Below are 22241 nucleotides of genomic sequence, written 5' to 3'. Positions count from 1 at the left end.
TTTGCTGCAGCACGCAGACCCAAAGCACGATTTGCTATCGATCTAAGAATTCCGGTGAAGTGATGAATTCGAGCAAGACTACGCCCCAGCGCCTGGCCCTCAGCATCGTATGCTCGCTGGCAGCCGGTTTTTGTGCGGCAAGTTGCTATGTGACATTCCGCAATGGCTTCAATGGCGAAGCGATGATGACGTTTAGCGTTTTCGCGTTTTGGTACGAGACGCCACTTTATTTGGGTTATGCGACCGCAGTATTTTATCGTGGTTTATCAATTATCATCTTGACGTCAGTGGCTGTGCTATTGAGTCAGCTACTCATATCGCTACGCAATCGTGAGCATCACGGTACAGCTCGATGGGCGGAATTTGGCGAAATGCGGCATGCTGGTTACCTGCAGCGCTACAATCGCATCAAGGGGCCGATCTTTGGCAAGACGTGTGGCCCCCTTTGGTTCGGCAGCTATCTGACTAATGGCGAACAACCTCATAGTCTTGTCGTTGCGCCAACGCGTGCGGGTAAAGGCGTTGGCGTTGTCATCCCGACGCTCTTAACCTTTAAGGGCTCGGTGATAGCCCTTGATGTCAAAGGAGAGCTTTTTGAACTGACGTCCAGAGCACGCAAAGCGAGCGGCGACGCCGTTTTCAAGTTCTCCCCCTTGGATCCAGAGAGACGGACTCATTGTTATAATCCGGTCCTGGATATTGCCGCTCTACCGCCCGAGCGGCAGTTCACCGAGACGCGCCGCCTAGCTGCGAACCTTATCACGGCCAAGGGCAAGGGAGCGGAAGGCTTCATTGACGGCGCGCGCGACCTTTTCGTTGCGGGTATCCTTACTTGTATTGAACGTGGCACGCCAACGATTGGCGCGGTCTACGACCTATTTGCTCAGCCTGGAGAGAAGTACAAACTTTTTGCGCACCTTGCGGAAGAAAGCCAAAACAAAGAGGCTCAGCGCATCTTCGATAATATGGCCGGCAACGACACGAAAATTCTGACGTCCTACACGTCGGTGCTCGGCGACGGCGGACTGAATCTATGGGCTGATCCACTTGTCAAAGCAGCGACAAGCCGATCAGATTTTTCTGTTTACGATCTGCGTCGGAAGAGGACCTGCGTCTATCTTTGTGTCAGTCCCAATGACCTCGAGGTTGTGGCGCCATTGATGCGGCTCCTGTTTCAGCAGGTTGTGTCAATTCTGCAGCGGTCACTGCCGGGCAAAGATGAGCGGCATGAAGTATTGTTTCTGCTCGATGAATTTAAGCACTTGGGCAAGCTCGAAGCGATCGAGACCGCAATTACAACCATTGCTGGCTACAAAGGCCGTTTCATGTTTATTATTCAGAGCCTCTCGGCCTTGACGGGCACCTACGATGAGGCGGGTAAACAAAACTTTCTCAGTAATACTGGCGTGCAAGTATTCATGGCCACCGCTGATGACGAAACGCCGACCTACATCTCAAAGGCTATCGGCGAATATACGTTCCAAGCGCGTTCCACTTCTTACAGTCAAGCCCGCATGTTCGACCATAACATCCAGATTTCTGATCAGGGCGCCCCTCTTTTGCGCCCCGAACAAGTGCGCCTGCTCGACGACAAGAGTGAAATCGTCCTTATTAAGGGGCAACCGCCTCTCAAACTGCGAAAGGTGCAATATTATACCGATCGTATGCTGAGGCGCCTTTTCGAACGCCAAATCGGTTCCCTTCCTGAGCCAGTATCCTTGATGCTCTCGGAAGAAATCCACCAGGAAGTCAGAGACCTCAGTCGACAGGCCGTTATCATGGCAGAGCAAAGCGTAGACGACATGGTTTCAATGGTGAACAATGAGGAAGCCGTAGCACCGCAAAGCAGCAATATGAACGGCGACCAAAACGGTGTTGCAATTGGAATTGACACTCCCCAACACTCGATTGAAATCGCTGCAGTGGAGAAAGACGTCGATCCAGGTGGCATGCCACCAGATACCAGTGTGACTCCCGAATTGGCTCTAGCTCTGATTTCGCAACAGCAACTTCTGGAACAGATTATAGCACTTCAGCAACGGTATAGGCATGAACCCGCACAGCCGGTGAGATGACCTGAAGCTGCTTTCAGATTGGAATCATTCGCTGGCGGCGCAAATGTTGCGGTTCAATAGGATGTGGCAGTAGACTCTGAGGTTGCTGATTGAGCAGATATCGCCATGAAACTGTCAGGAAACCCAAACGTCAACCTTAACGGTTCGACTGCATCGCTCCCCGAGGTTCCCGCCGGAGCTACTCCTGTCCTCTACCCTATCGAACCCCGGAGTCGCCGGGGCGATGCCTCTTTTGAGGACCTATCCGAACACAGCGAATATTTATCTCCGTCATTTGAGTATGACGATGTGAGACTTGGAGCTGCAGAGCATGAAGCATTTAAGAACTGGAATGGATCGGATCGTCCCACTTGGAAAGACCTAATTCTCAAGGCGCGCTGCGATGCAATCGACGATTCTGCCTGGCTCTTTGATTTGGGACAGGCTGCTTCCACGATCTTCGAATATGACGGGATGCCGCTGGGCGAGGGGGAAAAGCGTGCTTACGAACAATGGCAAGAGGAAGCTCAGCCGACGTGGGAAGAGCTCGTTGTCAATGCTCGCATGGCAGAGCTTGGCCATCCTCGTTGGATTGCCGATCAGCATGAATCGCTAGGCGGGGACTCTCGCTCCGGTTCGTTGAAACGAAAGCGTAGCTACTCAATCGACGAGAACGAGAATTCTTCTGCATCCTTTTACTATGACGAGATGAAGCTCGGAGAAGCCGAGCGCGCCGCATATGATAGCTGGGGCGAGCTGGAGCCACCGTCGTGGAAAGACCTGGTACTCAAGGCGCGCCGTGATGCAATCGATGATTCTGCCTGGCTCTTTGATTTGGGACAGGCTCCTTCCACGATCTTCGAATATGATGGGATGCCGCTGGGTGAGGGGGAAAAGCGCGCTTACGAACAATGGCAAGAGGAAGCTCAGCCGACGTGGGAAGAGCTCGTTGTCAATGCCCGCTTGGCAGAACTCGGCCATCCCGGTTGGATCGCAGATGAGCACAATCACCTTGAAGAAGTCATAGAGTTTCGGTCCAACGCAGCGCAGGGCGTCCTGGAGGGCTCGACCGATCAGCCGAATAGTTCTTCTGGATTCTTTATTTATGAGGGGATGAGGCTCGGGGCAACCGAGCGTGCTGTGTACGAGAACTGGACCGAGCCCGAACCACCGTCGTGGGAAGATCTCATTCTAGCCGCGCGCCAAGCCACCATCTCGAGCTCCTCGGTTTCGAGTTCGGCAAGTGAAAAGACTTCCTCATCAGTCTTTTTATACGAGGGAAAGCCGCTTGGAGATGCGGAACGTCAGGCTTACGGAAGGTGGAGGGGCCTAGCCCAACCGCGATGGCAAAACCTGGTGGTGAACGCACGTCTGACAGAGCTTGACCCATCGGTCTGGATTCCCGGTGAACATGATCCGTTTGATGAGGGCGAGGCGTTTGGGCCCGCGACCCAGACGATCAATAAGTCCAACCCCGCTTTGGCCAATCAATCGGAATCAGGTCGGCCCGACCTTGCACGTGAGGTAGCACAAGAAACAAATCACGTGCTATCCCCGGCATGCTTACAATTGGAAGCAAGGCGGGTTCTATATTTCGGGGCCAATGGACCAGATGCAGACCAAACCGAGAGTATCGCCGACAGTGATCGTTTCGATGGCGCGGGCAAAGTTAAGCGGCTGGGCACGAAAAGTCGCCGAGACGCCAAGGCGACTACCCATGACGTGAATTCCAGTGCGGGTGGATTGTTTTCCGATGGAAGCGGATTGGCGCCGCCGCCCCCTCCGTCAGAAAAAGCCGTTCGCTCGAGAAACGACAATATCGGCACCTATGGAAGTCGGAGAAATGAGCGGGCGCGGCTCGCGACAGAGACCGGGAAGTACGAGTCGGAGCATATTTTCGGATTCAAGGTTGTCCACGATACCTTGCGGGCGACAAAAGAGGGCCGGCGTCTCGAAAGGCCAATGCCCGCCTACCTCGAGTGTAAGGAGCTCCATCGGCAACATGTTGGTACTGGAAGGGGACGCACTGGACTGGTCGGGCGCGGATGGCCAGATGATGCAAGCTATCGCTCGGATCAAAGGGCAACTTTGACAGACCCCGTTGCGTCCGCGGAAGGTGCGACCGCTTCAAATGGGTACCAGTTGAACCAGCTAGGCTATGCGCACCAACTCGCCAAAGCTGGTCTGCAAAGTGAATCACCTGATGGAGTTACCCCGCCAATTCATGTTGCGACGACTAGTTACAACTATACAGTGAGTCGAGATCCGATCCTCTCACCACCGAGCAAAGAACAAGAGCCCCAATTGCTGCAACTTGGACCTCGTGGACAAACGGAAGCAGTGCTTGCCCGCGAGACCGCATTAACCGGAAGATGGCCAACCATCGAGCGTGAGAGTCAAGTTTATCGAGAATTTTTGGCCCTGTACAACGCCAAGAAGGATCTAGACACCAAACCACTTCGCCCAAGGCAGAAAAAAAAGGCCCTTGTTTCTGCGTTAGACCGGACCGCCGGTTTGATAGGCGCCTCACCTTTGAAAACTCAATCGTCGACTGCAGAAGCTGCCGATAGTGCTGGCCAGCCCGAGGAAAGACGGGTATACGATCCGCGCGACCGAGGCCGAGATGACGCGTTCAATCGCTGACAAAGCCGCAGAGGCAATAATTTCTGGCGAACTTCACATCGATTTCTTGATGATAGTGGTATTCAATGTTTGATCCATCGGCTGCTGGCCCCGTCCTGGAAATATTCGTGGGAGAAACGCTCGACAGCATCTACATTGCCAAACTGCGGGCGATCATGCTCATAGCATGTTCCGGTTGTTTTGTTGTGATCGATCTTTCGAAGGCCCTTCCTATCCGCCTTAGAAAACATGGAATGGTCGAGCGCTTGCCCTGAATTGCAATTGAAACTCGATATTCGTTCAATGCCTTACGCTCAGATGCTAGGCTTCGCATATTCTTGATCCGCATTTGGAGTGTGAATTATGCTCGAAGACGGCCAGATAGCACAGGAACGCCAGCCTTTGGTCCCTCGTGGTGAGAAGACCGAAAGCGCCATTTCCCTACCGAATGATCTGTTGGTCGAAGTTGCCAAACATCTACCGACCGACGATCCAGTTGAAACCGTAAGCAATCTCACAAACTTTAAACTTGCGAGCCACGCGGTTCGATCATCGGTCGATGCCAGCGAAGTGGGAGCGTTTCAGCAAAGGGTGAAGCGACTGGGTACTTCAAGCAAAGAATTGTATGATTCGGCAGTACCGAGGGATGGCTTTGCCGAATATCCGGACTTTCCAGAACCAGATCCTACCGGCGAGTTTGCGCTGGCGAGCCAGCGGATCAGGGCAATTGGCCCAGTATTGAAGTTTCAGTCGCCCACCAGGAAGACCGAGATCGTCAATCATATTCTCAACGCGTCGGATGGGAGCCAGCAGGGCGACGCGCTTGTGTCGATAGCGCCCTGGTTGCACGATCTTGGGAAGGCCGACCAAACGCGGCTTATCAACAGAGCGATTGAGTATTTCAAGGGAGATGGACCGATCAACTATGATTTTCGTTACAATGCAGCCCATACACTTGCAGAGGTGCATAATCAGCTGGAAATTGAACAAAAAGCACAAATCTTCGATGCAATTGCGAAGAGACCGGAACTTGGGAGACTCTACGCCGAGGAACGGGAGCATGTGCAGCATTCTTCGAGCTTGGCATCGACTTCAGAGAGTCCGCGCGAACGAGGTGGCGATCATCTAGCTGGCGATTTGGCGGAGATAGAACAAAAACTCCGGACGGGCCTAACTCTCGGAACGCCCAGTCCCTCCGAGCAAATGGAAAGGGCGAAACCAATCGCACGTTCGATCAACAAGGCGTACGACGACGCCCGCGCCAATCTAATCGGTTCGACCAGAGACCGGGTAAATACCCACCTGGGCCGATAGATTCTCGTCTAAATATTCGAATCGTTCCCCGAAAAAACGTCTGATTTAGCGACCGAAACTATTCTCGACAAACATCAATAATGCATACGCAGGAAAGCGTATGTCATGGTGAGCATAAATAAGAAAAGCTTGCGAGCATCGTCTACAGCAGACACGCTTCACTGAAGAAGCCTATCGCGTCAACATACGCTGATGAAAGGTTCCGTAATGGCCAGCACCAAAAAGAAAAACGCCGTGAGGTCCAATAAGTCCGACATACGTCGCTCCGCCAAACGTGAATTTGATCAGCGTCATGAAGGAATTCGTGCTGAAGATGAGGCGAGGACGAAGCGGACTCAGTCTAACACTTTGAAGAAACGGAAAAAATACGCGACCGATGTTCAGATCGTCGATAAGTTGGACACCGACTTTCGAGGTGAAATCAGCTACCGACTTCTCGGAAATAAGAGGCTGCGCGTTGACAGTGCTAGAGAGCTAACCCGCGAGAGCAGCTTCTTGGGAATGACTACAAAAAAAGTCCTCAATCTCGGCACAGGGAAAGAGAGTTCATTCTACCTAAGTCTCCACGAAGCGAAAACCTGGAGAAGCGTGAGCCGCCTCCAGTTTGCCGAGAATGGGACGCTCCTCGCCAAGCACGTCAAACATCGAGACGGGCGTTTTGAGGAAAAATGGGAAAGGGATGACGCTGGTTCGCTCATACGCACCCGGTATGTCGACCACCGGAGGCTCGGCGGCGGCTTGTTTCAGCCGGTCTCAGAGGAAATGACCGGTCCCTATCAAAAGGGGTCCGACGGGAAGGCTTATCGCAAATTGATTCGTCGGAAAGGTTCGCGGCGAGAGACGTTTGAGCGAGACGACAAGGGCAAGCTGACTCTTATCGATAGCAAAAGTCCAGGCTTTGTCTCTTCAAAGCAATCGACGAAGGCGGCAAACCTCGCGACCTCTGAAACCAAGATTCAAAGACTGGGTGGCGCTTTCAGCAAATCATACAGATCGCTCTTGGACAAGGAGGGCAACGAGTTGGGTCGGGATATCTCGGCGCATCGAAGGCTCCTAAACAAGCGATCGGCGGTCTACGATGATGTTTCGGGACAATTGAAAAGCACTAAACATACGTTTGGGAAAATCTATAAGAGTGAAACGTCATATCAGCATGCGGTTGTCAAAAAGGTCTCGAAGAAGATACTTGGAGTGACGGTTCTCAGGAAGCGGATGCTGTTAAGCGAACGCGAGCTCGATGCTCAAAGATTGCGTGCGGAAGAATCCGCCATGCACAAACAGGTTTGGCAGGAACGCTTGGTAACCCCAGAGTCTTCTCTGCGGGAACATGTGAATATACCTTCCGCGCGGACCAATGGCGGTGACAGCACGCGGTCTCCCTCACCTCTACAGCAGCCTTCACTGACGATTCCGGTCCTCAGTCAATCCCCAAAACCAACAGAATCAGCGTTACGCAGTGCAGCGTTCCAACCAATGACAGACCTGGAATCGTTGTTCGGCAAACCGGATGATCAACTTCCGCTAATATCACCATCGTCGAAAAATCAATTATCAAGTCCAGATCGAGAGCTGTCTCGCTCTCTGGGGAGCGCGCTAGTCTCGGAGACGATACCAGAGCGATCCGCAAATGAAGGAGGCAATGGGCGGGATCATGAGGGCGGTCTCGAGCATCTCTCAATGCCAAAACAGCGGTCCTTGGAAAGTGCTGTGTCTGAGGTGCCGTCTAAATCACCGGCCCACACATCTGTAGAGGGCACAAGCACTACGGGAAACAAAAGATTGGATACTTCGTCGGAAGAGTTCGTCCCGCTTCGCTCGATCCAAAAGGAAGGTGCTCAGCCTACCAAGCCAATCAGGCGCGCGGGTATCGTTTCCAGGCCAATCCCCATCTCATTGGCTGCCAGGGAACAGAACGAGCCTACACTCGCATCCATCGCACATTCCAGCGTTGTCGATGGAAGTTACTCTCCTAGACCGAATGATAGAGACCGAAGCGGCTCGAGATCAGCCTCTCGCTAGCTTGATCGATGATGATCTTATCCCCCAATTTTACACAATTTAGAGTTCGCTCCAGCGGTACTACCCTGGCAAGCTGCCTCCGGAACCGGCACGAAGCCGAATTGGCCGGAGAACAGGATCCCTATCCGGTCACGACGCTGATTACATAGTAACCGGTTGATTGCTATCGCGGAGATTTTGCTTTGATGCGAGCAACAAGCAGCTCGTCGTCGACAAAGCTGTCGAGGAAGTCGCTCCATTCGATGGGTGAGCGGCGGGCATGTTTGAGCATCTGCTCCAGTTCGTCCATGCCGTCGTCGGTGAGCGCGGTCACGGATTCGTCGTCCCCTGTATAGACGGTGATGATGCTGCCGTAGCTCAGATTATCATCGTTGGAGACGATTGCCTGGAGAAGTTCCGGGTCCTCTTCGAGGATTTCGGCAACAAATTTGATCGTACGAACGTAGGTGACTGTCGCCATCAGGCTGCCTCGGCGGAGATTGCGGCGATCGGCGACCAGTTCCATGGAAGTAGTTCGTCTAGCCGATTGATCTTGCGATCGTGGATGCGATCGAGCACATTTGCCAAGTAAGCCTGAGGATTATGATCGTTCATTTTGTCCGTTTCGATGACCGTCATTGCGCGCGCAAAGGTCTCCGCCCCTGTTTCGTCGCCTGCGAAGAGCCAATTGCGTCACCGACTCCAATGCACGGTTTATTCTGCTCATGTCGGCGATGAAGTCGAGGTCTATTATCGCTAGCATCCGCATTTCGGCCAGAGGGCTTCCATTTGCCGCGTCGAGGAACGAGCGAGAGGTCGATTTATGAAGTTCTGAGGCCGCCAGATGCCGTGATCGCTATTTCGGGGTGGATGATTGATCCTGTGGTGTGCAGCGGCATGATCATGGGAACGCCACGCGTCGATCTTGCGGCGCTGATCGAACTGAACAGACTGGTCTCAGGCGGTGCGAAGGCGGCACTCTTCCGAGGTGAGCATAGAATCACTCAGGAGGAAAGATGATGAGATCCAGCAACACGCTGGTGTCGGCGTCGAATCGGCAGCTCGACCTGATATTCAAAACTCGGACGCTAGACGGACTAAGCGACAAGGATCGCAAGAAGGCGATATCAACATTGGCTTGCCTGCCGATGCAGGCGGCCGGTCTGGTCGTCGAGGAGCTCAACGATGACCGGCACTGATTTAATGCCGGCAGCGTCACTCGCGCGCATGCGTCTCGACTTCATCCGTGACGCTGCCAATGCCGTCCTCAACGGCCACACCGCCCTGTTTACCAGCGCCGGCCAACTGCTGGGCGAACTGGCTGCCATCGACAGCGCTTCCGCGCTCCGCCGGCGCCTGGCCCATTACACCGCTCCAGCCCTCCTCGTCATCGATGAGGTCGGATATCTCTCCTACACCAACCGTCATGCCGATCTGCTCTTCGAACTCATCAGCCGACGCTACGAGGCAAAGAGCACCATCGTCACCACCAATCGCAATTTTGCCGACTGGCACGAGGTCTTTCCCAACGCCGCCTGCGTCGTGTCGATGGTCGATCGTCTCGTCCACAATGCCGAAGTCATTGCCATCGAGGGCCAATCCTACCGGCTCAAAGAGGCCACCGAACGGTCGGAACTGCGCACCGAACAGAGAAGGGCGCAAAGGCCATGACGAAAGCCCCCGCGAAACCTGGGTTGCCGATCTCCTTGTCCGTCGAGATCCCGACAACCTGGACACCGGAACAGCCCTGGCCGTCTTCGAACTGCTGACCGAAATCCGCGACAGCGTCTGGCACCAATACAGCGTCCAGATCCAGCCGAGCTCCAAAACCAGCGCCTGCCAAACAAATGATCTGACAGCCCTCCGAAAGCACGCTGCCTTATTCCGATTTCTCGGCAGCGAATAGCCGCAGTTTTAGGCGACCGCTAACACTGGATTGCTGGTGGGAAATTATTGCAAACCCTACGCTCGCCGATGCCATATTGGACCGCCTCGTTCAGAATGCCTATCGCATCGATTTCGCCGGCGAAAGCATGCGAAAACAGCGCGCCCCGGCGCTGCCCGCAACACCGTATGCTTGACCTGAAACAAAACCCGATCCAAACATCAAACAGACTCAGGATTAGCTCAAGAAATGGCCGGCTTTAAATCGGAACGCCGGCCGGAATGAAATCGGAATCGATGGCTGGCTTCATTGGAATACGCAGAGAATACCGGAAATCATGTTGTCTGGACTTTGCCGAACCCCCCAATCGAAATACTTTGCCGGCCTACAGCCAGACTGGACGATCAAAGCAGGGCGTGTAATCGTGCCGCCGACAGAACAGCGGAGGCGGTCGTCGATCAGCCGCCCGATCCGAAGCGCTATCAATAAATGGCACAAGGCCGGCAACGCAATTTCGATGAGAGATGCGCTTTGCATTCCAGATGGGCCGGAAGATCCGGCCCATCTCTTAGCCTATTCCGTGACTGGTTTCCTGTCGCTCCTGCCGGTCTAGCACCATAGCTTGCCGGGGGCTCAACTCGCTTTTGATCTTTGGTGCCTCATCGTCGGAGCTATTATATCCATCGAGATTGTCCAATGCTTTCCCAGCGTTTAGCTTTGCTTCCTGTCTGCGGGACTGTTGTTTCCCCTCTCTCGCCTCGATGCCAACGATTTCGGCGACTTCGCGCGAAACAGGGCCCTCGTCTCTGAGAGTGGCATACAACATTTTGGCGCTACTCTTAATTTTGCCGTCTACTGTTTGGTGGGTAAAAATTTGCGTATTGTCATACGTCTCTACTATCTTTTGCCCTCGTGCTGAAAGTTCCTCTTTTACCGCGGCGCCGTCTCGGAACACACCTTGTTCAACCTGTATCCAGGTGGAGCCATGCTCTAGAAACTTGCTGTTTCGGGCAAGCTTCTCTTCAGGCAGATCATAGTCCTTGCAAATTTGCGAAAAAAGTTCTTTGTCCAGTTCCTTTAGTAGCTTGGGATTATGGAAGGAATCACCTTCCCGGTTCGATATCCCGATGCGGAGCTTTTCAGGGTGCTCATAGAGCTGCTCTTCAATTTTTTTCAATACAGGCATCGCCTGTTGGAGTTCTTCGTGGCGAATGTCATCGATGGAAACGAGATGGTCGCCGTGTTGTACAACCAAGGAAGGTAGGTCTGGGTTGTAGCGAATCTCATTGCCTACCAAACGCTGAGAGAGCCGCTCGGCCTCGTGTTCACCTCGCTTGTTCAAATTCGCGATTGTGTCGAAGTCGTTGTACTCATTTTTGATCTGGACATTCTCAGCATGAAACTTTTCGGCTAGATCATAGGTCTGTTGACCGGCGGCTAGGGGATCGTCCCGCCATATACCTATTCTGCGGTATCCCCTTTCATTGCTGCTTTCGACTTTTATAATGTATTCGGGCAATTGTTCGCCCGCTTTTTCAGGGTTGTTCCATTGATATGCGGATCGCCGCGGTCCGGCCGGCGTGTCACGCCACGCTGCCGGGTCGTCCCGCTTGAGCTTTCGCCAACTGCTTTTTCCGTTTGAGGGTTTCGATGGTAGTCCATCGATGTTGCTCCTCCACGTTGCCCATGTCTGTTCCCGCTCTTTCAACTGATTTTCAAAGGAAATGCCAGGAGTAACCGGGATACTGTCGTAGGCTCGAGGAAGAGACTGGGTTCGGCCAGTTTCGTCAGTCAGAACTTTGGTGTATCGGTTCAGATTGATATCCCCACCGAATTTTTCCTTCGCATAGTCCCACGGATAGTATTCGACTTGTTTTTTATTGCCGCTCCGTGGGATAGCTACCTCTAGGCGCATTGTCGCGGTTGACGTTTCGGCGGTTGCCAGCCCCTTCAGGGCCGCAAGCTTTTTCGTAATTTGATCCAACTCTTGCGATTCTACGCCCTTGATCGAATTTTCGGGCTTTTGTTCTGCCACAGGCTCCGGGGATCGCTCGCGTTTGATACCTTTGTTGGCTTCGGTCATTTTTACGTCTTCGCCGTTCTCCACTGTATTTCCTTTCATATAGATTTGATGACTGCTGGCGGGAAGATCTCTGTAGATCGAGAACGCCGTTGCTCATTCAATCGTCAATTCTGGATTTAACCTGCTGATCGCGCTGAATTTTTCCTCGAAATTCCTTGTGGATCTGGCCGGTATGTATTCCACCTGTGGGGGAATGGTGCTGCGGTTGGTTGCATCAGCGGCGCCTGCGTTCAAGTGGTCGCTTACGCGCGCCAATTGCGCGTCCATTGTAAGGCGGATAGTTTTGGAGGGATATCTGAGAGACATGAAAGCTCCTTTTTGCTCGACTTGAGGCTTATCTGTGGACAGTTGTCTTGGTGCGCAAACCATCCGCGATGACGCCTCGGCTCGACGCGCTCGAGATCATGCTATTCCGGGGTTGGTGGCAAAGATTGCGTGCGCATGGTGACGTTGGTGTCGCACTTCATTGGTGCTGTGCGGTGCATCAAAGAATATGCTCATCTCCGAATGGTGTGACGATGTTCCGGTGGTTCCTATTTGCATTTGAGCCGCAGCGGCTACCGCCAATGGCGCGGCGGTATAAATATCGATATACAATCTTGAAGATTGGCGATGCGTTTTACTGTGGTCGACCGCGGCTTACTGTGTATGTTGCCCATGGCTTTGGTCTGATCCACCAGCGCTCATCCACCGCGTGCCGAGAACGCATACTGTCGATCTGGCAGGCATTTGGGTTAGCGTAGATATGAGCCTTATTTTTTTGGGGATCGAACATCGTCGAACAGGTCGGCCGTGCCGCCTGTTCTGGTCAATGAAGTTCCTTTCGTGATTGAAATTCATCAATCTCACTGCTTCCGACCACACTCGCTTCCGCAATCAGAGAAACGCTTTTCTGAGGCTAAAGCACTTTCCCAATAAAATAGAGCTAAGAGATTGGGATGCAACAAGGAACCTCAAATAATAAATGACATTTGTAACAATGGATCAGATAAAGTGGCGAGAACAAGATTTGCTCTCTCACGCATCTCGCGATTGGGCGCGGTCATTTTCAAAAGCATACAAAGCTTGGATATCAGCTAGACCGAGGTCTTTCTGGTCGTGGAACCCAATTCCGAAAGCTCCTTTGATATTTCCGCCGGATTGAAGAACGTCAGGCCACTCTTCCCCTGCCTCGGCCGCTCTTGTAGCAACGTTCCGCATCAACACCTGTGTATTCGGCGGGTAGTTTTCCAAAGGCTCCGTGTAGTTGAACACGACTTCGGCGTCGGGCAGCCCCGCCATGAAACGCGAGACCTCGAACACAGGTTCCTTCCTGAGGTACATGACGATCCCGAGCCATTGAAAGAAAACGGGGCGTCGGGCATCAAACCCCGCGGTGGCCAATGCGGAACGAAGGGCGTCGCATTAAAACTGGAGTGGTGCGCAGCGGGCAGCTGCTGGTGGCTGCAAATCAGCTTGATACAACTGGTCCTGTTTCCATTGCTGGGTGGAAGGATAATCGATCTCAAATACGTGAACGCCATTGCTTCAATATGGATTGCGCAGCGAAAATGTATGCAGACCCGATCCGAGAACGACAATCTGGCGGACGCCGCACGCTACCGCATCTCGTATGCMATCTTCTGCTAAATGGCTGCCGGCCGCAAACATCAGCCGCATTGGGCGCATCGATTGATCGGCAACTGCCGCGGCAATCAACGCCGCTGCATCCGGACCCAAGACGACCTCGGCATAAGGGTCGGCAAAGACTTCCCCGTTTTCGTAATTTGATGGGCGGCGCGATGAACGGGGACGCGAGTTGCTGTTTCACTCGGCTGTCCCGCTTGCATGTGGTGCCTGTCGACATACGTGTTGAATTTGATATCTTAGTCGTGTCCAGAAATTATCGGAAATCCCGTCAGGAATCTTTGCCGAAACCCGCACTAGGGTCACAGAAGCGTGTGTAGTGATCCTGGCGGCCGGTGCCCGCGAGCGACGCAACGTGCTATCGACCACCGCTCCTCTGAAATCGGCGGATGCGCCGGCAGGGCTGGATCGTCCAATCGCGCGGCAAGGATACTTCATTGAAATAGCGGGTAACGTTGCTTGCTTTTTCCTTTGGGAATCAATTCAATAACGAATATCATCGCATGCGCCGCTCCGAATTATTATCGTTTTCGAGGACCTTTCCCGCTGCAACGAAAGCAGAATGGAACGATTCACGAACTGTGGGAGAGGTGTTGATGCGGACTGGGCTGGGATGAGGAGCGAGAATCGTCTGAATTCCAGCCTGCTCTATAACCTGTTTGGCCGCATGAGCGACTGCGCCTGCGAGTATGGCCACTTTGACTCCGCAGAGAATCGGCAGAAGTGCTGTCAGGGCTTTGACTCCGTCATCCCGTTCCGCCTTGCCAATGAGTTTCCTCGTCGATCTGATCCACGGGACGGCATTCCAAGCAATGATGTCCCGTCGCGATATGCCGGCGGTGAGCAACGCATCCCGAAGATTCTTGGCTGTTCCAGTCGGATTGTCGATTGAAACGAATCGCCGTTCACATCCGACAATGCTGGGTCCTGGGGTCTCAAGAAGGATTAGAAGTCTAGCACAGACACCGCCGTCGAAGGGATCAAAGTTCGGAATGTCACGACCGCACATTCGGTGCAGATGTTCGCGGTAATCGTTCAAAGCTTGAATCGGCTTACGGTCACGGACGGCCAGACGCTCGTCACGTAAATGTTCATGCCAGAGTGTATCAGGCCCGCGATAAGTCATGACGTTCCATTCCTCGTACTGGGACGTAGACGCACCAGGCTCCCTGTGACGACATGCAGCCTTTTTGGCAGCAGTAATAAGCAGGGATGCAAAACTCGTGCGCTCGGATGCGATGTCCCGAAAGAAGAAAAAATATGGGATTGACGGCAGACGGTTGTGACAAATAATTGCCATTGCGGAAATAAATATCTGTCCAAGAGCATGCTTCCGTCATGCACGGTGCTGGGTTTGCTATGGATGCTTGTCATCACGAAACTGATTCAGCTTGGATGAGCCTGTGAAAAAATCAAATGCTAATGAAACAGTGCAATATTCGATTAGCCTCATGGTGGTCGTCAGCGGCTTATTCGCGAAGCAATTTTTCATTTTTTTTGCAGCCAGGGGGCTCAGTTCCAACGAATTTGGGCAACTGGTTTGGATTCTGGCGCAATCTGAAATTCTTGCAATGATCTTTTTGTTTGGTGGTGGCAACGCATTTATCAGGGAAGTTATCCAAAGCTCCCCGAACCCAAGCCGGTCGCTACTACTTAATTATCTCATCGTTGGCACAAAAGCAGTCTTATTGGCTGCCTGCGCATGCGCAGCATTCGCGTACATTGCCTTTGGGCAAACTATAATTCAGACTTACACCTTGGTTGCGCTCATTGCCGTTTCAAACTGCTTTCTGGACTTAATGAAGTCGTTGACGAAGATAATGGGATTCGCAATTGTTTCAGAGATTCCTAAAAGTATACTTCTGCCAGTCGTTGCGACCATTGTGCTGTTCGTTCGTGGGTTTCTCTATCAAGAAGACCATAAATTCAATTGCGGTGATATTTACTTGATATCGAGCGCAGTTGTAGCGGTTGTATTCCTAGTTTTCACAATACTTCTACTTCGTAAACTGCCTCGATCCGCTGATGATAAAATGGCTGCTCCATCGATAACTAGGTGGTTTATGGCTTCCGCGCCGCTTATGATTTACGCGCTGTTATTTCAGTTCAATACTCAAGCAGCGATTATTGTATCTGGCTACCTAGGCCACCAGGAGGAAGCGGGCCTGCTCGCATTCGCTTCTTCCTATGCTTCATTCTCAACGCTTGGCTTACTCGCAGTGAATGTTGTCGTAGTTCCAAAAATTGCTGCGCTTTACAAAAGTGGAGATCTTTCTTCGCTTCAAAGAATGCTTTCCAAAGCGAACTTGTTTGCAATTCTTGTCTTCGTCTCAATCGCGATGCTGCTTTGGCTTTTAAAGCCTTACTACATTTCTTCTTCTGGCTTTCAGCACGAACAAGTCTCCGCCGCCATCGACTTCACTATACTCGCTCAATTTGTCAGTGTCCTATGCGGCACAGTTGGTTACGTAACAATAATGACCAAAAAGCAGAGCGAAGCAATCATTGTGTTGATAGCTTCTATTGCGGTTCAGATCGTAATAATTTTTTTTCCGATATTATTTTCGGACACAGCATCGTCGATTTTGGCAGCGTACGTAGCGTCTATTGTTGTGTCAAATGTCGGTTTGCTTTGGGTTTGCATAGCTCGGGTTGGCGTGTCACCGTCTCTTGCACTTGCAAGGGCTTTCGCCCTTAAAGATGCACGGTAAGAAAGCATAGATCGTGCTTGTGCTCACCTCATCTTCGAACGGGTCACGTTGTTAACTGACGTACGATCAATTGATCGATAAACAGCATGATCGAATGGCACCGGACGAGCCTCTTCACCCTCCACTTCCGCCTAGTGAGGAAAAGCGCAGGAAATGATAAGCGGCCAGTGCACAGGCTCCCTTGTTCAGCGATGTGTCGTTGAGCGGAATAATCGATGGCCGCTGCGGAAGCTGAGCCGCATCGACGGAGCTTAGAAGATCGCTACCGATTGGCTCGACGCGAACAGCGTCGCAGATTGCTTGGAGAGCAGAGCGCGGCATATAAGAGCATATGAAAATAGATTCAACATCATAGCTTCTGACTGCAACCTGCGCCGCAGCCGATAGCGACTCACCCGCTGTGCGACACCAGTCCAGGATTCTTTGATCCTGCTTCATGTCATCCTTCCATTCATCGACGGCTTTGATATTGGCCACTCGAAGAAAATTAGGAACGGTCGGTCGGTGTTCGTTTCGGGGAACGAAATAGCCAATTTCCCCGGCGTTGGAAAACGCGCCTTCATAGAGCTGGCCGTCGTGGACGAGCGCCCCTCCGACGCCACTTCCAAGGTAAAAACAGAAGTAGTATTTATGGCGTCTGGCAAGTCCCTCCCGAATCGTGCCCACTGCGATCGCCTTCGCATCGTTCTGGATTGTTACGGGAACATTGAACTTGTCGCCGAAATAGGCTTTCAAATCAATTTCCGACCACCCCTTGAGGTTGGCGAAAGAGACTACCCGACGCCCTTTCTCTATGAAAAATCCCTGGGCGGCGATACCGAGCCCTACGATTCTCTGTATTCCGTCGAACGTCTGAACGGCTTTCGTGATAAGATCCGCCGCCTTGTCGAGCGTCGACTGTGGATCGCTGAAGTCTCCTGCCAATTCATCCTTCAGCAACCGATTGCCCGCCAAGTCCTCGACGGTAACGATAAGCCGGTGATTTGCGAGAACCAAGCCGATGACCAGCAGGCTGCCGGTTCTGAAGACCAGCCGCCGCGAGGGCTGCCCTCGCGTTCCTGTCGTTTCCGGCTGTTCGTCGAGAATGCCGTTCTCAACGAGGCCCTTCACCGCCCTTGTCATCGTCTGAGGGGAAACGCCGAAGAGATTTGATAGCTCGAAGCGGCTCGGTGTCTCGCCAGCAATGATCGTCTCAAGAGTTTGGCGTTGCAGTTCGTTCAAATCGTCATGAAATCTCACGTGTCCTGATCTACCCTCCGAAGCTTCAGCCGCAATCCCAACGGCAGGGGGCGATCATAGTCTGCTTCAACATCTTCGAAGCCCCTGCAGAAATTGCCGGGTCGAAGGATTGAACCACCGAACGGGCGAAAAAGCTGAGTGGATCCGCCTCCATCGAGATGCATGCCTTCGACCGCCCCGTAGCGATGCAGTAGCTCAGCGATATCGAACAATGTGGCGCCGCGCAATGGTCCACCGCCCTTGGAGTAGGAAGATTGGCCTTCCACAGCGACCAGGAAGAGCTGTCCCCGAGCATCAATGCCGGCGCCCAATCGGGCGGCACGCGTCTCATGCCAGTCTGCCTTCCAGTTATCGGGCGAGGACTGGAAAAGATCGCCGGCAGCTCCTTCTACGAAGACGCCCTCACAATGGAAGATCGTATCATCGGGCGAGAATGCACCGCCGCTAACGAGGCGCGGTCCGGCTTGTACTCCTTCGAGCACCACGCCGTCGAGAAATGAATAGGTGATAGGCTCGCCTTGTTTTAGGGCATGGACCATCGACGCGTCAGGTTCCTGCGGAAAGCGGATGACGCAACCCGTTCTCGGAATTGGCATCCGTCCGCCTCTGCCGAGCGCGACCGCGTGCCGGCCGACGACGGCGATCTCAACCACGTCTTTTCCTTCCGGTGTCAGTCCATCCATCGAGCCGAAATACCGTGCCAGCGCGATGGGCCGCGTCGCGGCCCCATGGAATTCGCCCATGCTGTGACTCGGTACCTCGATTGCGCCAGGAAGGCTTATTGCTATATCGTTGAAGGACAGGTTCTTAAGAGTGGATCTTTCCCCGTCCGAGACTAAGCAGGTCCGGGGAACCTGCGGTGGATAGAGGATGACGCCGCCGGTGACGACCATACCGATAGGATCACCGTATGCCTCGAAGGGCGTATCGAACTCGCTAGGTTCGAATAGAAAGTAATTGGCATTGGTGAAGATCTCGTCTTTTTCGAGCGAGGCACTCCAAAGACGCATGAGATCAGTATGGGCAAGCGGAGCGGGGAAAGGCGAGGGGGTGGCTCCGCGCCGATCCCGCCAGAGCTGTTCGGCTGTCAATCCGACATGCGCGTAACGGTCGGCAATGGCGACCGCCCGATCGCCCCAAAGCTCGATCCGAGTTTCACCAAAATCGATCGACGATGTAACGTCGCTTCTCATCGCAGGATGGGCGACCGGGTAGATTTCGGCATCGAGTCGGGCCGTGGCAAGAGCGACTTCGGTTCGAAGGACCAGATCGGACGGAGGCCTCTCGTTGAATGGCTGGACGCGAAAGTGTTCGACGTGGACTATGGCGATGTTCGCCTCGATACCGGAGGAGAGCGTGACCGTCTCCTTGAGAATAGCTGGCATTTCGTATGATCTTTCGATGCTGGAGTTATTTCAGGCCACCGCCGACGAAGCCCTGGATCACGTAACGTTGGCCAAGGATGTAGATGAGAACGAGGGGAACGATTGAAATAACCGATCCGGCCATGAACAACGTCCATTGCGCATCGTACTCGCTCACAAGGCTCATGAGACCTCGCGGCACGGTGTAGAGTTCTGGAGAATTGAGATAGAGAATCGGGCGAAGCAGTTCGTCCCAGTTGTTAATGAACGCCACCACAAAGACGGAAATCAGCGCGGGGACAGATAAGGGTAGGTAGATGTCTTTGAAGATGCGGAAGTCCGACGCCCCATCCATTCGAGCTGCTTCAGCATACTCGTTCGGAAGGGCCGAAAAATATTCTCGCAGCATGAAAGTGCCGAAAGAGCCGACGAGGAAGGATGGCACGATCAGGGGCAAGAAGGTATTGATCCACCCAAGCTGCCGCATGAGCAAGTATTCTGGGATGATCGTCACTTCGTTAGGCACAAATGCCGTTCCGAGCACAACGGCGAAGAGAATGTTGCGGCCGGCAAAGGGGAGTTTGGCGAAAGCATAGCCTGCCAGCGCGCAGGTGATTACCTGACCAATTGCGGCCGAGCCGGAAACGATCACCGAGTTCATGAAAAATCTGGCGAAGTCGAGCTCTGTCAGGACTGATGCATAATTTGCAAGCGGTGTCTTGGTGAAGAGTAGCGTCGGCACCAGGCTCGGGGGCAGTCTGAAGAGATCGGCGGGTTCCTTGAACGAGGTGATCAGCATCCAGATGAAGGGCGAGAGGGTCACCAGAGCGTAGATCGACAGGACGCAATAAAGGGCGATGAGCGTCAGCTTTCTATTCATGGACCCACCTCTTACGGACATAGAAATTGATGAGCGTCACTAAGCCGACTGCAAAGCAAAGAAGATAGGCGAGCGCTGAGGCGTAGCCCATCTGGAAATGGACGAATGCATTCTCGTAAATGAAGAATGCAAGTGTGGTCGATGCGCCGTTCGGGCCGCCGCCGGTTAGGGAATAGGTAAGTTCGAACGTCTGGGTCGAGCGTATGACGGCGAGGATCAGTACGAAAAACAGGCTGCGTGAAAGGAGAGGCACCGTAATCTCGAAAAACTGGCGCAACCGCCCCGCGCCGTCGATGCGTGCCGCCTCGTAGATGATAGGATCAATCGTTTGGAGGCCTGCAAGCAACATCAGCATGAAAAAGCCGCTATCTTTCCAGATCGCCACGATCGCAACGGCGGGAAGCGACCACATCGGGTCGGCGAGCCAGGCAGGTGGCTCCGACACGCCGAACCAGGCAAGCAGATTGTTGAGAATGCCAAATTTGGTCGAGAAGATCCATTTCCAGACCAGAGCCACCGCGACGGTGGCCGTAATGTAGGGGAGGAAGAATGCGCCTCGGAAAAAGGCCGAGATCCTCAAGCCATTGTTGAGAAGCACTGCAAGAACGAGTGCCAGCACGATGGAACCCGGGACATAGATTGCGGCAAACCATGCTGTATTCAGGAAAACCTTCGCAGCTGAAGGAGAAGTTAGAATATGCAAGTAATTGTCGAACCCCACCCAGCGCGGCTTGTCGAAGATCTGCCAGCGGGTGAATGACAGGGCAAAGGCCCACACGATGGGTACGATCCGAAACACCGCAAGCCCCACCAACGTGGGCGACAAGAACAAGAGGGCAAGCCAAGGTATCGAGCGCGCGCGCGAGGACATGAGGGTTCCTTCCGCCGAAAGGAAGAGGGCCATGCCTCCTCCTTCCGACGTTTCAAATTGATCAGCGGTTTAAAATGTCGTTGGCATAAGCCACGAAGCTTTTGACTGCCTCGTCGAGCGATTTGCGACCGTTGAAGACTTCGTCGAGTTCGCCGTTCATTCCAGCGGATCCAGAAGCGCCATAGCCACGCCATGCATCCCAGTTTTTCGAGAATCCTGTATAGAGCTGCTGCTCACCTATCTTCAGGATGACGTCCTTGTTGTCTGGTTGCTTGTCGCGTTCGAGCCATTCCTGGCGGGCTGCGATTGGCTTGTAGGCTGGGACGGTGCCGCCGAGGAAATCATTCGGGCTACGGGCTTCGGTCATCTGGCGGATAAAGGCGAGTGCTAGCTCCTTCTGCTTCGATGTCATGCTGACGGAAAGCATATCCGGCCATGCATAGGCGCGCACCGTCTCGGGCGTAGCGTCTGGCCCCTTTGGAACCTCTGCGATACCCCATTTGAACTTGTTGCCAACAACAGTGCGGACACCGTTGATATTCCAAGAGCCGTCAATCCACATCGCAGACATGCCCAGAGGAAAGATGTCCTGGTAGCGTACGCCCTGCATATCCTTTGGTGTCGGCGCAACTTTTTCCTTCACCACGAGGTCGGTGAGATACTTCAAAGCATGGATTGCCGCAGGGTTCGGTTCAAGCGCTGTGGAATCGGAGTTCAGATAGCGGCCACCGTTGCGATAGACCCATCCGTCGACTTCAGCGTAGCGACCAAAGACAGAATAACCCCATTGACTTGGAGCACCGTCAGCGTTTTTTTTCACCGTGAGCTTCTTGGCTGCGGCAAGGAATTTGTCCCAGGTCCAATCGCTTGAAGGGTAGGAAAGTCCTGCCGCATCGAATGCATCCTTGTTATAGAACAGCACCGGGCCGGACCAGCTGAGCGGAATGGCGTAAAGGCCATTGTTGATGCGGGCGGTATCGACGGCACTCTTGGTGTAGGCGCTGAAATCGATATCCTTTGACAGCGACGTCAGATCGGCAAGATTGCCGGCGTCAGCCCATTGCTGAATATATCCGGAGGACATCATCATCACGTCAGGCAGGTCGCCCGACGCTGCGAGCGCGGAAAGCCGCGGCCAATAGTCTTGCGGCGGCATTCCTAAAGTCTCGACCTTCACACCCGGATGCGCGGCTTCGAAGGCGGCAATCACCGGCTTTTCCCGTTCGAGCTGGACAGGGTCCCAGTTCATATATCGCAATTTGATGTCCGCAGCGGAAGCTGCGTAGGCGCTCGCCAGTGTAAGCCCTAAGGCAAGAAAGATTGATCTTGTCATGAAACAGCCTCACGCTCGTTATTAATTTCCACCATGGAAATTAATTGGAGTCAATCTCATATGTTCGTTACACCCGTGTGACGTTGAGCCGCTCGATGTTCTCGAAACCGAATCTTGATCTCCGGCCGCGCCGATACCGGTCAAGAAGCGTGCGAAACCCCCACCTACCGCTATAGGAGGAGAAGGAACTGCCAGTTACAAGTATTGTCGCTCCCCGAGATCGCGCGAACCAATCGGCGTCAGCGCATCAGCGAGTGGTCG

General features: G+C 53.3%; 15 protein-coding genes and 3 pseudogenes. 8 read left to right on the top strand and 10 right to left on the bottom strand.

Going from position 1 to position 22241, the window contains the following annotated elements:
• Positions 1-62: 62 nt before the first annotated feature.
• The 4 genes from virD4 to O8B93_RS11940 all read left to right on the top strand — a co-directional run bounded on the left by virD4 (position 63) and on the right by O8B93_RS11940 (position 8009).
• Positions 63-2075 carry a type IV secretion system ATPase VirD4 gene (gene virD4 / locus O8B93_RS11955; protein WP_269710235.1) on the top strand — a complete coding sequence of 671 codons (2013 nt, stop codon included), beginning with the start codon at positions 63-65 and terminating at the stop codon, positions 2073-2075.
• A 105-nt stretch (positions 2076-2180) separates the two neighbouring features.
• Positions 2181-4697, top strand: coding sequence for a virA/G regulated protein (locus O8B93_RS11950; RefSeq protein ID WP_269710234.1), 2517 nt, complete (start codon positions 2181-2183; stop codon positions 4695-4697).
• Positions 4698-5039: 342 nt separating this feature from the next.
• On the top strand, positions 5040-5990 hold the full coding sequence (locus O8B93_RS11945) for a hypothetical protein (protein ID WP_269710233.1): 951 nt from the start codon (positions 5040-5042) through the stop codon (positions 5988-5990).
• A gap of 207 nt (positions 5991-6197) precedes the next feature.
• Complete coding sequence (locus tag O8B93_RS11940; RefSeq protein WP_269710232.1) at positions 6198-8009, top strand: virA/G regulated protein; 1812 nt, start codon at positions 6198-6200, stop codon at positions 8007-8009.
• Positions 8010-8172: 163 nt separating this feature from the next.
• Here O8B93_RS11940 and O8B93_RS11935 read toward each other — a convergent pair whose 3' ends face one another.
• Complete coding sequence (locus O8B93_RS11935) at positions 8173-8469, bottom strand: hypothetical protein (RefSeq protein ID WP_269710307.1); 297 nt, start codon at positions 8467-8469, stop codon at positions 8173-8175.
• A pseudogene (locus O8B93_RS11930) lies at positions 8469-8681 on the bottom strand (transposase domain-containing protein); the annotation flags it as partial. The gene O8B93_RS11935 and the pseudogene O8B93_RS11930, both read right to left, overlap by 1 nt.
• Positions 8682-9007: 326 nt before the next feature.
• On the opposite strand from O8B93_RS11930, the gene O8B93_RS11925 reads away from it, so the two are divergent.
• The 3 genes and pseudogenes from O8B93_RS11925 to O8B93_RS11915 all read left to right on the top strand — a co-directional run.
• Complete coding sequence (locus tag O8B93_RS11925) at positions 9008-9187, top strand: hypothetical protein (protein ID WP_269710231.1); 180 nt, start codon at positions 9008-9010, stop codon at positions 9185-9187.
• The gene (locus O8B93_RS11920) at positions 9174-9659 is read left to right on the top strand and encodes an ATP-binding protein (RefSeq protein ID WP_269710230.1); all 486 of its coding nucleotides are present in this window, start codon (positions 9174-9176) and stop codon (positions 9657-9659) included. The genes O8B93_RS11925 and O8B93_RS11920 overlap by 14 nt, the downstream gene beginning before the upstream one ends.
• Before the next feature lie 263 nt (positions 9660-9922).
• Positions 9923-10069, top strand: a pseudogene (locus tag O8B93_RS11915) (ATP-binding protein); the annotation flags it as partial.
• Between the two features lie 372 nt (positions 10070-10441).
• Here the strand turns inward: O8B93_RS11915 and O8B93_RS11910 are convergent.
• The 3 genes and pseudogenes from O8B93_RS11910 to O8B93_RS11900 all read right to left on the bottom strand — a co-directional run bounded on the left by O8B93_RS11910 (position 10442) and on the right by O8B93_RS11900 (position 14708).
• Positions 10442-11980: a hypothetical protein gene (locus tag O8B93_RS11910; RefSeq protein WP_269710228.1), complete on the bottom strand. Its 1539-nt coding sequence runs from the start codon at positions 11978-11980 to the stop codon at positions 10442-10444.
• Positions 11981-12973: 993 nt separating this feature from the next.
• Positions 12974-13702 (bottom strand): annotated as a pseudogene (locus O8B93_RS11905) (class I SAM-dependent methyltransferase); the annotation flags it as partial.
• Between the two features lie 376 nt (positions 13703-14078).
• On the bottom strand, positions 14079-14708 hold the full coding sequence (locus O8B93_RS11900) for a uracil-DNA glycosylase (RefSeq protein ID WP_269710227.1): 630 nt from the start codon (positions 14706-14708) through the stop codon (positions 14079-14081).
• A 277-nt stretch (positions 14709-14985) separates the two neighbouring features.
• Between O8B93_RS11900 and O8B93_RS11895 the strand changes: the two genes are divergently transcribed.
• Positions 14986-16293, top strand: a complete 1308-nt coding sequence (locus O8B93_RS11895; protein WP_269710226.1) for a polysaccharide biosynthesis protein — start codon at positions 14986-14988, stop codon at positions 16291-16293.
• Positions 16294-16407: 114 nt separating this feature from the next.
• Here the strand turns inward: O8B93_RS11895 and O8B93_RS11890 are convergent, their stop codons facing one another.
• Genes O8B93_RS11890 through O8B93_RS11870 form a run of 5 tightly spaced genes read right to left on the bottom strand, consistent with a single transcriptional unit; the run spans position 16408 to position 21896 of the window.
• A complete protein-coding gene (locus O8B93_RS11890) occupies positions 16408-17532 on the bottom strand; it encodes an ROK family transcriptional regulator (protein WP_269710225.1) in 1125 nt (374 codons plus the stop codon).
• Positions 17529-18917 carry a phosphodiester glycosidase family protein gene (locus O8B93_RS11885; protein ID WP_269710224.1) on the bottom strand — a complete coding sequence of 463 codons (1389 nt, stop codon included), beginning with the start codon at positions 18915-18917 and terminating at the stop codon, positions 17529-17531. Before O8B93_RS11885 ends, O8B93_RS11890 begins: the two co-directional genes overlap by 4 nt.
• Positions 18918-18942: 25 nt before the next feature.
• A complete protein-coding gene (locus O8B93_RS11880) occupies positions 18943-19776 on the bottom strand; it encodes a carbohydrate ABC transporter permease (RefSeq protein ID WP_269710223.1) in 834 nt (277 codons plus the stop codon).
• Entirely contained in the window at positions 19769-20680 is a 912-nt protein-coding gene (locus O8B93_RS11875) for a carbohydrate ABC transporter permease (protein WP_269710222.1), read from the bottom strand. Before O8B93_RS11875 ends, O8B93_RS11880 begins: the two co-directional genes overlap by 8 nt.
• Positions 20681-20708: 28 nt before the next feature.
• Positions 20709-21896, bottom strand: coding sequence for an ABC transporter substrate-binding protein (locus O8B93_RS11870; RefSeq protein ID WP_269710306.1), 1188 nt, complete (start codon positions 21894-21896; stop codon positions 20709-20711).
• Positions 21897-22241 lie beyond the last annotated feature (345 nt).

This window comes from Martinezella rhizogenes, from assembly GCF_027460065.1.
Classification (GTDB): Bacteria; Pseudomonadota; Alphaproteobacteria; order Rhizobiales; family Rhizobiaceae; genus Agrobacterium; species Agrobacterium rhizogenes_C.
The sequence above is the reverse complement of the archived record's forward strand: the minus strand, read 5'-3'. Positions and strand labels throughout refer to the sequence as shown.

Coding starts and splice junctions, on each gene's coding strand:
- O8B93_RS11875 (WP_269710222.1), bottom strand. CDS start 20,680: ATGGCCCTCTTCCTTTCGGCGGAAGGAACCCTCATGTCCTCGCGCGCG.
- virD4 (WP_269710235.1), top strand. CDS start 63: ATGAATTCGAGCAAGACTACGCCCCAGCGCCTGGCCCTCAGCATCGTA.
- O8B93_RS11880 (WP_269710223.1), bottom strand. CDS start 19,776: ATGAATAGAAAGCTGACGCTCATCGCCCTTTATTGCGTCCTGTCGATC.
- O8B93_RS11940 (WP_269710232.1), top strand. CDS start 6,198: ATGGCCAGCACCAAAAAGAAAAACGCCGTGAGGTCCAATAAGTCCGAC.
- O8B93_RS11900 (WP_269710227.1), bottom strand. CDS start 14,708: ATGACTTATCGCGGGCCTGATACACTCTGGCATGAACATTTACGTGAC.
- O8B93_RS11950 (WP_269710234.1), top strand. CDS start 2,181: ATGAAACTGTCAGGAAACCCAAACGTCAACCTTAACGGTTCGACTGCA.
- O8B93_RS11935 (WP_269710307.1), bottom strand. CDS start 8,469: ATGGCGACAGTCACCTACGTTCGTACGATCAAATTTGTTGCCGAAATC.
- O8B93_RS11925 (WP_269710231.1), top strand. CDS start 9,008: ATGAGATCCAGCAACACGCTGGTGTCGGCGTCGAATCGGCAGCTCGAC.
- O8B93_RS11870 (WP_269710306.1), bottom strand. CDS start 21,896: ATGAACTGGGACCCTGTCCAGCTCGAACGGGAAAAGCCGGTGATTGCC.
- O8B93_RS11945 (WP_269710233.1), top strand. CDS start 5,040: ATGCTCGAAGACGGCCAGATAGCACAGGAACGCCAGCCTTTGGTCCCT.
- O8B93_RS11920 (WP_269710230.1), top strand. CDS start 9,174: ATGACCGGCACTGATTTAATGCCGGCAGCGTCACTCGCGCGCATGCGT.
- O8B93_RS11885 (WP_269710224.1), bottom strand. CDS start 18,917: ATGCCAGCTATTCTCAAGGAGACGGTCACGCTCTCCTCCGGTATCGAG.